Source organism: Labrenzia sp. PHM005 (assembly GCF_006517275.1).
In the GTDB taxonomy this organism is placed as follows: Bacteria; Pseudomonadota; Alphaproteobacteria; order Rhizobiales; family Stappiaceae; genus Roseibium.
The window spans coordinates 2,112,344-2,124,160 of sequence record NZ_CP041191.1; the positions used below are offsets into that span (position 1 = coordinate 2,112,344).

Here is an 11,817-nt window from a genome sequence, read left to right on the forward strand (position 1 = left end):
AAAGATCATTCTAGGTCAAATTAAACCAATGGTATGTGGCGGCGGCCGGTGCATCTTGGTTACCCTGCGTCAAGTATGTTAAGTTTAGCGCTTGGCATCATAATTTGACGTAGATCAAAGCCAGTTAAACTTTAATATATTCATAATTTCATATCTAGTCGCGTGTTGATTTGCGCGGAGTCCGCGAAATCATCTGCGTCAAGTAAATCCCAAAGTGTCCGGACATTGTCAATGGGAGGGCAATATGGCTGATGTTTTTAGGTTTTTTAATCCCGCAACCGGGTCTCACTATTTTGCGGTGGGGGATACGGCGAGAGCAGAAATCGCCGCTGCAAATCCAACTTGGCTAAATGAAGGAGTCGCCTTTCAGGCGCTTACGTCACAAATAGCTGGCACAACTCCGGTCATGCGCCTCTATAATGCTGATACTGGCCGGTATTTGTTCACGTCAAACGCTGCTGAAATAGAGATCGTCCAAACGCAGGGATTTGTCATCCAAGACACAGCAGCCTGGTATGTCAGCGCGACCGAAGGAGGGGCAACTGGGTATGACCTATCAGTTGTTCGGATATACGTCCCGGCTTTGAACAGTCATGTGTATTCTTCCAACCAGGCTGAGATTGATATCCTTATTAATCAGCTTAACGGAGTGAATGAAGGCGCTGCCTATTTCATCAGTTCGACCGGAGTTGATGACGGTGCAAAGACCGATCCGGATTCCGGTATCAATTATGGTGATAGTGACGAAAAAGTCGGCACTACAACGATTGAACTGGCGTATGAGCCCACTGAACTCGAAGGGATGACAGCCCAAAGCTCGGATCAGATCAATCTGACCGCGTTTAGATCAGATTCACGGTTTGCCGGGATTGATGGAACCGGCCAGACAGTCGTGGTAATCGACACAGGTATCGACCTCGACCATTCTGCTTTCGGTCCTGACACCAACGGAGATGGCGTCTCAGATAGGATTGTCTATCATCAAGACTTTTCCCAGGATGGCGATGGGACGGTCAATGATGTTGACGGCCACGGGTCGCATGTCGCGTCCATCGTTGCAAGTTCCGCCTCCGGCTATACGGGGATGGCTCCCAATGCGAACATCATTGCGCTGCAAGGCCTAGGAAACAACGGTGGCGGTAGCTTCGGGGACGTTGAGAAAGCCCTGCAGTGGGTGGTTCGCAACGCTTCGGCCTATAACATCACTGCGGTGAATATGTCGCTCGGTGCGACGACCAACCGCAACACCGAAGCTGCAAACCCCTACGGCTTGGATGACGAGTTGGCAGCGCTGACCAACCTCGGTGTGATTACAATTGTGGCGGCCGGGAACGACTATGCTCAGTTCCAAACCGAAGGTACCTCCAACCTGTCGGCCGATCCGAACTCGATTGCCGTTGGTGCGGTTTGGTCGGGTGATTTCGGGAAAGTCGGTCTGGACAACACAACGGCTGCCGACAGGATTACGAACTTCTCCCAGCGCAGCGATGATATTCCATCAGTGATGGCGCCGGGCGCACTTATCACCGGGGCAGCGCCAGGCGGCGGAACGGTTCAGCTCCAAGGAACCAGTATGGCCGCTCCGCATATTGCCGGTATTGCCGCGCTGGCGCAGCAGCTTGCGAACCAAACGATCGGACGGTCCTTGTCACCGGCCGAATTTGAAAGCCTCCTGCTGCAAACGGGTGTAACCGTCTTCGACGGCGACGATGAAGATAACAGCCTTGCTGCAACCAACACGAACTATCAACGTGTTGATGTTTTAGCTTTGGGTGAAGCCATATTATCGCTCGGAGGCGGGACGACCCCAACACCCAATCCGACCGACACAATCCCGAATGACACCTCAACAACGGCCGCTGTGACAATTGGCACAGACCTCGGATCCAGCATCGACTTCTCAGGAGACTCGGACTGGATTCGGGCGTCTCTGACAGCGGGGCAAACCTATACAATTGATATCCTGGGTTCGCCGTCGTCCGCTGGAACGCTCTCCGACCCGACGCTGACACTTCGTGACAGTCTTGGGAATGTCATTACTTATAATGACGATGGTGGCACCGGGTACGAGTCACGGCTGGAATATACGCCTACGAGCTCAGGGACGTATTATCTGGATGTGGCCGCATACGGGAGCGCGACTGGCTCTTACGTAGTCAGAACATCTTCTACTGGCGGCAGCACCGACATTGCAGGCGATACATCAACGACTGCGACGATAACAGCTGGCAGCACGGTCACCGGCACGCTTGATTTTGCGGTGGACCGGGACTGGTACCAAATCCAGCTCACCGCTGGTGGTATCTACCAGATTGATTTGAAAGGGGCGCCATCAGGTGCCGGTACGATTGCCGACCCATATGTTCGCCTCTACAACTCTTCCGGTCAGCTGGTCGATTACAATGACGACGGTGGTACTGGGCTGGAATCCTTGTTGCAGTACACGCCAAGCACCACCGGAACTTACTACATCTCGGCGGGATCTTTCCGGAACACGGATCTTGGGACTTATTCACTGAGTGTCAGCCAAACGGGACAGTCGACACAGGATATTCCTGGAGATTCATCGACGACTTCGGTCATCACAGGGACGACAAGCGTCAATACCAGCACGCTTGAATCTGCCGGTGACACCGATTGGTTCCGGCTTGATGTAACGGCCGGTAGCTCTTACCAGATTGATCTGGAAGGAACTGGATCAAGTGCGTTGTCCGATCCATTGGTTCGTGTGGTGACAGCCGCAGGTACAGAACTGGCCCGGAACGATGACGGCGGGACTGGCTTGAACTCGCAACTCATCTATTCGCCAACCACGACCGGCACGGTCTATATCTCAGCTGAAGCCTACGGAAACTATTACAGCGGAGATTATCAGCTGACCGTGGTGCAAACGTCCGTTGGCGGTGCAGATATCCCTGATGATACCTCGACGACCCAAACGGTCACGCTCAACTCCGCTATGCAAAGCGACTTGGGCTTTGTAGGAGATGAAGACTGGTTTGCCTGGGATATCGTCGCCGGAACATCCTATCAAGTCTCGCTTGCTGGTGTTGGATCCAATGAACTGTCGGATCCTCTTCTCCGGATCTATGATTCCACCGGCACAAGCGTGTTGTTGTCGAACGATGACGGCGGCACCGGTCTTGACTCGCTGCTAAATGTTACTGCGACAAGCTCAGGACGGGTTTACATAGAAGCCGATTCCTACGGCGGCTTTTATACCGGCGACTATCAGTTGCTGGTGACGGTCACCGGAACAAGCGCTCTGTCCGGGGCACGTCTCGCAGATGATGCCGGAGTGCAAGTACTTGCCGCAACTGAGGTTCTAGATCCGTTTGCGGGGATGTAGAGTGAATCTGAGCTGCAGACCGGAGCTGATGTTGGTGGAAGGGGCAACAATTTGCCCCTTTTTCCATCTGCGTCAGCAACTTTGCGTTTCTTGATGGCATGCAGGCTGTTCAGCACGACAAGAAGGGCCGATTTTATGATCCGGATGCCGTGTTTCGTTGGATGTTTGTTTTGGGCTATTGGTAGCGCCGGGATTGCGTTTGGAATGGATTACTCAAAAATGGGATTAAGCCGCGGTGAGATTACAAACATCGCAGGCCAAGTGAACAAAATGATGCCAGAAAGGGTGATCGATTCACAGCAAGTGAACATGAAAAACAACAAGTATTCTGTTCGTTTTTCAGGCGGGAAGCTAAATTATCGTTTCTCGGTATTGGTGCCCAACCATTGTTACAAAAATGGCCGGGTGAGCCATTTTGAAAAGAAATCGGACAAGGGGAGAAGTTCAAGTATCATTTTCAACGTTGAAATTCTTCATCAACCTGGTCTCTGTGCTCAATCAGTTAAAACACTCAAATATTCTGGTTCTATCGCCATTGGAAATACCAGGCCGGACCATGTTTATGTTCGGCTTTTAAACCGTCTTTCCGGCACTGAAACCGTCGAGCAGGTGTTCTAAGCCGCGGCGCTGATTAAAAGTTGGGGCGGCTCTGGAAGGATATTGGAGCAAAAAAAGCTTGAAACGCCTAGGACGCCTGGTGTCAACTGATCAGACCAGTTGATGTCTATGATAGGTCCAGAAGTGGCGATCAAACCAGAGCAATTCCACTTAGATCCGAAATTCGAAGGTACCCTTCAGCAACAAATCCAGCATCTTGTCAGCCAGGGGGTTTTGTCTGGCCGGTTCTTGCCAAATGAACGGATGCCGTCTAGCCGGAAGTTGGCCAGTTGGCTGGGCGTGAGCCGAATTACGGTAACACTGGCTTATGCGGAATTGGTCGCAAATGATTACCTGACCTCTCGGGGGCGCTCTGGATATTTCGTGTCCGATAGCGCCCCGCCGCCGCCCATGATCAATGTAGCGGACAAGGAGCAGCAAGAGGCAGTCAGTTGGCAGGGAATGATCACCACCCGCTTCTCCTACCGCTCGAGCCTGGTGCGCCCCTCGGACTGGCGTGAGTATCCGTTTCCCTTCATATATGGACAGCCGGATGCGCGCCTGTTTGATCACGACAATTGGCGGCGTTGTGCGCTTGAAGCGTTAGGGCGGAAAAATTTCGAAAGCATGACGGCTGATCCATATGAACAGGATGATCCCAAGCTGATCGAATATATTGTCCGCAATATTCTTCCTCGGCGGGGGATCTCCGCACAGCAGGATGAAATCCTGATTACGATGGGAGCTCAAAACGCGCTTTGGCTGTGCGCGCAGGTGTTGCTGAACAATGGCCGAGTCGCTGCGATCGAGAACCCGTGTTATCCTGGACTACGCGATATTCTGGATCAAACCAGCTGCCAAATCGATCAGGTGAATGTCGACGAGAATGGCCTGCCGCCAGATAATATTCCGAAAGATACGCAGGTGGTGTTCACCACGGCGAGCCATCAGTGTCCGACCAACACCACGATGCCTTTGGACCGCCGCCGCGCCTTGCTTTCCCGTTCAGTCGAAGACGGCTTTGTGATCGTGGAAGACGACTACGAGTTCGAAATGGCTTTTCAAAAAGCGCCAACGCCAGCGCTGAAGTCTCTCGATCGGGCCGGGACCGTTGTTTATGTCGGGTCATTTTCCAAATCATTGTTTCCAGGATTGCGGCTGGGGTACATCGTTGCCGCGAAACCACTGATCCGTGAAGCACGGGCGCTAAGGGCGCTGGTGCTACGGCACCCACCCGGTCATATCCAGCGGACAACAGCTTACTTTCTGTCGCTCGGCTACCATGATGCGATGGTCAACCGGATGGGGCAGGCCTATCGCCGCAGACGGTCCGTCATGGATAAAGCTATCCGGGATTACGGTCTTCAAATCGCCAGCGGCGGCAATCATGGTGGATCGAGTTTTTGGATGCGGGCGCCAGAGCGGGTCAACACCAGCGAACTGGCCATAACACTTCGCCGAAGCGGCGTCGTGATCGATCAAGGCCGAGCCTTTTTTGACCGCTCTGATGACAATCATTGCTATTATCGGTTGGCATACTCCTCGATTCCTTCAGCACGGATCCCCGAAGGAATTGGCCGGATTGCAGAGGCTATGAGGTAAGCTTCGCATCAGGCGCCTAAACTGGCTATACCAAGCCCCTGAAACTGGCCCTAAGACCGGCGCTCGAAGCGCGGCATGAAATCACTTCAAGTTCATATCAGCCAGCCGTTGGGTCAAGGCGAGGGAGTGCGTTTCAAATGAAAATGACAACAGAGGAAGCTTTCGTAAAGGTCTTGCAAAGACACGGGATTGAGCATGCCTTCGGGATCATTGGATCCGCCTTTATGCCAATTTCTGACCTGTTTCCGAAAGCGGGCATCACCTTCTGGGATTGTGCTCATGAAGGCTCGGGCGGAATGATGGCTGACGGTTACACCCGTGCAACCGGCAAACTCAGCATGATGATTGCCCAAAACGGCCCAGGCATTACGAACTTCGTCACCGCTGTTAAAACCGCCTACTGGAATCATACGCCATTGCTTCTGGTCACACCGCAAGCTGCCAACAAAACTTTGGGGCAGGGAGGTTTCCAGGAAGTGGAGCAAATGGCCTTGTTCAAAGACATGGTCGCCTACCAGGAAGAAGTGCGGGATCCATCGCGTGTCGCGGAAGTTCTTAACCGGGTTATCCTTCAAGCCAAACGTGCCAGTGCGCCGGCACAGATCAACATGCCGCGTGATTTCTGGACGCAAGTGATCGATATCGATCTGCCGGCCATCGTTGATTTTGAGCGCCCCTCCGGAGGAGATGCGGCTATCCAGGAAGCGGCAGATCTTTTGAGCAGTGCCAAGAATCCGGTGATCCTCAATGGGGCCGGTGTGGTTCTGGCGGATGCTATTGAAGACAGCATTGCGCTCGCCGAACGGCTCGATGCGCCGGTCTGCTGCGGTTATCAGCACAATGATGCGTTTCCGGGATCGCACCGGTTGTTTGCAGGGCCTCTCGGTTACAATGGATCCAAAGCGGGGATGGAGCTGATTGCCAAAGCGGATGTGGTTTTGGCGCTTGGCACACGGCTCAATCCATTCTCAACATTGCCGGGATACGGCATGGATTACTGGCCGAAAGACGCGAAGATTATCCAGATCGACATCAACCCGGACCGGATCGGCCTGACCAAACCCGTGAGCGTCGGAATTGTCGGTGATGCCAAGAAAGTTGCGCAATCCTTGCTCGCAAAGCTTGCTCCAGATGCTGGGAACAGCGGCCGCGAGGAGCGGAAGCACGAGATTGGACAGACAAAATCACGCTGGGCCCAGCAATTGTCGTCCATGGATCATGAGGACGATGATCCAGGGACTTCTTGGAATGAGCGTGCACGGGCTGCGAAGCCGGACTGGCTCAGCCCGCGCAAAGCTTGGCGGGCGATCCAGGCAGCTCTTCCGCGCGAAGCGATCATCAGCTCCGATATTGGCAACAACTGCGCGATCGGCAATGCCTATCCGAGCTTTGAAGCCGGGCGGAAATATCTTGCACCGGGTCTTTTTGGGCCGTGCGGTTACGGTCTTCCTGCGATTGTAGGCGCCAAGATCGGTTGTCCGGACACCCCGGTTGTTGGGTTTGCCGGGGATGGCGCATTTGGGATCGCGGTTACCGAGCTCACCGCCATCGGCCGTAGCGAATGGCCGGCGATCACAATGGTAGTTTTCCGAAATTATCAATGGGGTGCTGAAAAACGGAACTCGACGCTCTGGTACGACGACAATTTCGTCGGGACGGAACTTGATGACAATGTCAGCTACGCGGCGATTGCAAAAGCGTGCGGTCTTCAGGGGGAAGTCGCCCGAACCATGGACGAGTTGACCGAAAAGCTTGATGCCGCGGTCAAAGATCAGATGGAAAACGGCAAAACCACCCTTGTCGAAGTTCTGATCAACCAGGAACTTGGTGAGCCCTTCCGCCGCGATGCTATGAAGAAACCGGTCGTGGTCGCCGGGATTGACCCGGCTGATATGTGCGCGCAGTAAATATACTAAGGTGATTGCTTGATGGGCGGCATATTGGTTCTCAATTCCGGGTCGTCGTCCGTCAAGTTCGCTGTTTTTGACGGACACCTCGAACAAATTCTGTCCGGCAGTGCTACCGAGATCGGTGGCGCTTCGGTTCTGAAGATTACTTCCAAAGGTAAGAGCAGCGAGGAAACGTCAGCTTCTTTGCCGAACCACTCTGCTGCGCTTAGCGCAATTCTGGAGGTGGTTCACAAAACGGGCATCGATGTCACGGATCTGGCGGGAGTAGGTCATCGCGTTGTGCATGGGGGGGCGTCACTCCAAGCCTCCATCGGCGTGGATGCGGCGGTTATCAAGGAAATCCAGCGCTGCAGTGATCTAGCTCCCTTGCACAATCCTCACAATCTGGCAGCGATTGAGGCGCTTAGTGACTTGGCGCCAGATTTGTTGCAGGTCGCGTGTTTCGATACTGCTTTCCATGCCACCAATCCGGAAGTGGCCCAGCGTTACGCACTACCGGACAGTCCGGAGATGAAAAACTTCCGGCGGTACGGGTTTCACGGCATTTCCTATCAAGGGCTAGTGAACACATTGGCCGATCGCGCTCCAGACGGTGTGCCGGATCGGCTGCTTGCGCTCCACCTGGGCAACGGTGCCAGTCTTTGCGCCATTAAATCTGGCCAATCGGTCGCAACGACCATGGGCTACTCGCCGCTAGAAGGCCTTACCATGGGGACACGGTGCGGCGGCATCGACGGCAATTTGGTCTTGCGTTTGGCCGAGCAATTCGGGGTCGACGAGACATCTCAGATTTTGAACCGGAAAAGCGGACTTCTTGGTCTCGGTGGTATTTCGGACATGAGGGCCTTGCATGCATCCGGAACTGATGCTGCACAGTTCGCCATCGATCACTTTTGTTATTGGGCGGTCCGTCATGCGGGATCGATGATTGCCGCGATGGGTGGTCTGGATGGAATCGCGTTTGCCGGGGGGATCGGTGAGAATGATGCGCTGGTCCGGCATAAAATTCTTTCAGGGTTGACTTGGCTCGATACCGGTTTTGACACGAAAGCCAATGAAAACAATGCGTTTCGGATCGATGCCGTCGGTTCTTCAATCCCGATTTGGATCGTTGAAGCCGAAGAAGAAAAAACAATAGCGGCGGAAACGCAAAGGCTGCTGAAGCAGTACGACTAGGCTGAATTCCGGTTGCTCTCATCAGAAATGTCGTTTTTCGACAACAGATGTCGTGAAAATTTCTTTTCTTTTTTCATTTTTTGTGTGAAATTTTTTGAATAAATTTCACGGAGCCGGAATTGGTATGGCTGATCTGGGCGCGGATTTACGCGCACTTCGAAAAACAAAAGGCATTACTCTGACCGAACTTGCAGAACGTCTCGGCAAATCGGTTGGATGGCTCAGCCAGATCGAGCGCGGCATCTCAAAACTGTCGAGCGAGGATATCGATCGCCTTGCCGATGTGTTTGACGTTGCTCCATCGCTCCTGGACGGCAGGGAAGGTCCGGACGCTCGGGAAAATGGAATAATTGTCCGGTCGTCTGATCGGCGCATGATTGGCGAGAGGGTGCCGGGGCTGGTCGAGGAACTTCTCTCGCCCGATCTCACAGACAGTTTTGAAGTCATCCACTCAACATTTCTTCCAGGCTCAGAACGGGAAGATGCAATCAACAGACCGACCCAGGAACTGGCCTTTCTGGTGTCCGGAAAACTGAAAATCTGGCTCGAAGATGAGCCATTTCTCATCCGCCAAGGCGACTCCTTTCGGATCCGGGGAGACAAGTATCGCTGGGCAAATCCTTATGATGAACCAGCTGTCGCAGTCTGGATCATTTCACCTCCTGTTTATTAATCCCTGACTCAACCGGAGCCAGCCATGTCGGAATTTCCTAGCACAGCACGTGTCGTGATCATCGGGGGAGGGGCTGTCGGTGCCTCGGTTCTCTATCATCTTGGTCTGGCTGGATGGAACGATTGTGTTCTTTTGGAAAAGAACGAGCTGACAGCCGGAAGTACCTGGCATGCGGCCGGCAACATTCCGACATTCTCGTCCAGTTGGGCGGTCATGAACATGCAGCGCTATTCCACCGAGCTCTACCGGCGGCTGGGTGATGAGGTGGACTATCCGATCAACTACCATGTCACGGGATCTGTTCGGCTGGCGCATTCCAAAAACCGGATGATGGAGTTTGAACGGGCCAACAGCATGGCCCGGCGGCAGGGCATTGACTCAGCCATGATGTCGCTTGCGGACCTTAAGGACGCTTATCCGTTCCTGGAAACACATGATCTGGAGGGCGCGTTCTGGGATCCCACTGACGGCGATATGGATCCGGCCCAGCTTACCCAGGCGCTGGCAAAAGGTGCGCGCGCCATGGGGCAGAAGATCCTGCGCTTTACACCCGCGACTGGTGTCCGCCGGGAGAACGATGAATGGATCGTAGAGACCGAAAAGGGAGATATCCGCTGCGAGTATGTTGTTAATGCCGCTGGGTATTACGCGCAGCGTGTTGGTGAATGGTTCAAGCCCTATGGTGGCCGCACTGTGCCAATGATGGTGATGAGCCATCAATATCTCCTGACTGAACAGATGGATGAGCTGGCCGCCTGGACCAAGGAAAGTGGCAAAAAACTGCCGCTCCTTCGGGATGTGGATTCGTCTTATTATCTGCGCCAGGAAAACACCGGCCTGAACCTCGGGCCGTATGAGCGAAACTGTAAAGCACATTGGATCACGCCCGATGATCCGATGCCGGATGATTTCAGCTTCCAGCTCTACCCGGACGATCTCGACCGCCTGGAATGGTACATAGAAGATGCCATGGCTCGGGTGCCGCTGCTTGGCCAGTCTGGAATTTCAAAGGTTATTAATGGCCCCATCCCATATGCCCCGGACGGCAATCCGCTAATCGGTCCGATGCCGGGTGTGAAGAACGCCTTTGAAGCCTGTGTGTTTACCTTCGGGATCGCCCAGGCGGGTGGTGCTGGCAAGATCCTCACCGAGTGGATCACCGAAGGGGAAACTGAGTGGGACTGTTGGGGACTCGATCCCCGGCGTTACACCGATTACACCGACCACGACTATTGTGTTGCCAAAGGAATGGAGATTTATGGCCATGAATACGCAATGCATTATCCGCATTACGAATGGCCGGAAGGGCGGGACAAAAAGCTCTCGCCTGTGCATGAGACCCTGAAAGCTTCTGGCGCCCAGTTTGGCGCTTACAACGGTTGGGAGCGGGCCAATTGGTTCGCTAAAGAAGGTGACGATACCTCATTGGAGGGTGCCGAGACCTGGATGCGGAAGGGGCCTTGGTTCGAGCGGGTGCGCGAAGAAGCGCTTGCTGTTCGGGATGGTGTCGGCGTTCTTGATCTACCCGGATTTTCACGTTTCAAATTGTCCGGGCCGGGAGCTGCAGGTTGGCTGCGAGGACGCATCGCGGGTGGGTTGCCGAAGATTGGCCGCATGACGCTTGCCTACTTCCCGACCTCGAAGGGCCGGGTTCATACGGAAATGTCGATCATTCGCTACGGTGAAGATGACTTCGTATTGATCACCGCGGCTGCGGCGCAATGGCATGATTTTGAAATCCTTGCCATGCACATGCCAGATCATCTCAGCCTCACCGACATCACCTCTGAGCTGTCGACTCTCATTGTCACTGGGCCGAAATCACGGGAGCTTTTCGAAGCGATCGGAACCAGTGCCGATCTTAGTTTGCCATGGCTGAGTATTCAAAAAGCACACGTTGCCGGGATCGCATGTGAGCTTTACCGGGTGAGTTTTGCCGGCGAACTTGGATGGGAAATCCATGCGCCGCTGGCCGATATTCCTGCGCTTTATGCTGCCGTGACGAAGGCGGGGGCGGCGCCGTTTGGAATGTATGCTCTCAACAGCCTGCGGATCGAAAAAGGATACCGGGCATGGAAGGGTGATCTCAGCACCGACTACACCTTGCTGGAATCCGGTCTGGACCGGTTCACCAAGCTGGACAAGGAAGAAGACTTCCCTGGTAAAGCCGCGCTGCTGAATGAAAAGCAACAAGGTTCGAAACAGCGCTTCGTGACACTCAAGGTGGACAGCGACGAGATCGATCCGCCGTATATGTCGAACATCTGGATGAATGGAAACATTGTGGGCGAGACAACGTCCGCGGCCTACGGTTTCCGGATTGATGCCTGTGTGGCGCTTGGCATGGTTCGGGAAGATTTGGCCCATCCAGATACCGCTCTTGAGGTTGAAGTCTATGGGCAGCGCGTCGCTGCGACTGTCCAGCCGGATGGTCCGCTTTGGGATCCTCAAAACCAAAGGCTTAGAGCCTGAACGCGCGCCGTCTGACCAAGACACTTTGATCAATTGCT

7 protein-coding genes are annotated in these 11,817 nt (G+C 54.0%); all 7 read left to right on the plus strand.

The annotated features are described in order from the left end of the window. The first annotated feature begins 244 nt into the window (after window positions 1-244). The 7 genes from FJ695_RS09615 (at window position 245) to FJ695_RS09645 (ending at window position 11,779) form a co-directional block, all read left to right on the plus strand. Window positions 245-3,349: a S8 family serine peptidase gene (locus FJ695_RS09615; RefSeq protein WP_141185239.1), complete on the plus strand. Its 3,105-nt coding sequence runs from the start codon at window positions 245-247 to the stop codon at window positions 3,347-3,349. A 135-nt stretch (window positions 3,350-3,484) separates the two neighbouring features. Next, window positions 3,485-3,967, plus strand: coding sequence for a hypothetical protein (locus tag FJ695_RS09620; RefSeq protein ID WP_141185240.1), 483 nt, complete (start codon window positions 3,485-3,487; stop codon window positions 3,965-3,967). 102 nt (window positions 3,968-4,069) lie between these two features. Beyond that, complete coding sequence (locus tag FJ695_RS09625; protein WP_141185241.1) at window positions 4,070-5,548, plus strand: PLP-dependent aminotransferase family protein; 1,479 nt, start codon at window positions 4,070-4,072, stop codon at window positions 5,546-5,548. A gap of 137 nt (window positions 5,549-5,685) precedes the next feature. Beyond that, on the plus strand, window positions 5,686-7,455 hold the full coding sequence (gene xsc, locus FJ695_RS09630; RefSeq protein ID WP_141185242.1) for a sulfoacetaldehyde acetyltransferase: 1,770 nt from the start codon (window positions 5,686-5,688) through the stop codon (window positions 7,453-7,455). Between the two features lie 21 nt (window positions 7,456-7,476). Next, on the plus strand, window positions 7,477-8,634 hold the full coding sequence (locus FJ695_RS09635) for an acetate/propionate family kinase (RefSeq protein WP_141185243.1): 1,158 nt from the start codon (window positions 7,477-7,479) through the stop codon (window positions 8,632-8,634). Window positions 8,635-8,758: 124 nt separating this feature from the next. Next, complete coding sequence (locus FJ695_RS09640) at window positions 8,759-9,307, plus strand: helix-turn-helix domain-containing protein (protein WP_141185244.1); 549 nt, start codon at window positions 8,759-8,761, stop codon at window positions 9,305-9,307. A gap of 24 nt (window positions 9,308-9,331) precedes the next feature. After that, the gene (locus tag FJ695_RS09645; protein ID WP_141185245.1) at window positions 9,332-11,779 is read left to right on the plus strand and encodes an FAD-dependent oxidoreductase; all 2,448 of its coding nucleotides are present in this window, start codon (window positions 9,332-9,334) and stop codon (window positions 11,777-11,779) included. The last annotated feature ends 38 nt before the right edge of the window (window positions 11,780-11,817 follow it).

Coding starts and splice junctions, on each gene's coding strand:
- FJ695_RS09615 (WP_141185239.1), top strand. CDS start 245: ATGGCTGATGTTTTTAGGTTTTTTAATCCCGCAACCGGGTCTCACTAT.
- FJ695_RS09620 (WP_141185240.1), top strand. CDS start 3,485: ATGATCCGGATGCCGTGTTTCGTTGGATGTTTGTTTTGGGCTATTGGT.
- FJ695_RS09625 (WP_141185241.1), top strand. CDS start 4,070: ATGTCTATGATAGGTCCAGAAGTGGCGATCAAACCAGAGCAATTCCAC.
- xsc (WP_141185242.1), top strand. CDS start 5,686: ATGAAAATGACAACAGAGGAAGCTTTCGTAAAGGTCTTGCAAAGACAC.
- FJ695_RS09635 (WP_141185243.1), top strand. CDS start 7,477: ATGGGCGGCATATTGGTTCTCAATTCCGGGTCGTCGTCCGTCAAGTTC.
- FJ695_RS09640 (WP_141185244.1), top strand. CDS start 8,759: ATGGCTGATCTGGGCGCGGATTTACGCGCACTTCGAAAAACAAAAGGC.
- FJ695_RS09645 (WP_141185245.1), top strand. CDS start 9,332: ATGTCGGAATTTCCTAGCACAGCACGTGTCGTGATCATCGGGGGAGGG.